The organism is Paraburkholderia sp. SIMBA_054 (genome assembly GCF_046534875.1).
GTDB classification, from domain to species: domain Bacteria; phylum Pseudomonadota; class Gammaproteobacteria; order Burkholderiales; family Burkholderiaceae; genus Paraburkholderia; species Paraburkholderia hospita.
Map to the genome: position 1 here is coordinate 1 of NZ_JAWRXV010000638.1, position 278 is coordinate 278.

Here is a 278-nt window from a genome sequence, read left to right on the forward strand (position 1 = left end):
CTTTCGGATTCAGAGACATTTTGATTATGTTCAACTGTTGCCACATACGGATGATGGTGTTTCAAAAGAAATGCTGAGTCAGTTAATGCGGCGGATTCACGGAACAAAACGAAGATGGATAGAAAGGCTATTTCTTGGAAGAGAACGCTTTTCGTTTGTTATTCGTTACACCATTGATGATGAAGCAGGCGCGCAATATCGTTTCTATATTGGAGCTGAAAAGAATCAACTAGAGGCAATTAAGTCCAACTTTCACAGTGTTTATCCGAATCTGACGT

Annotated in this window: 1 protein-coding gene; it reads left to right on the forward strand. The window is 39.9% G+C overall.

What is annotated here, in order from left to right:
- Positions 1 to 278 (forward strand): hypothetical protein (locus SB822_RS56645; protein WP_410859045.1); only part of this gene is annotated, 278 nt, incomplete at both ends.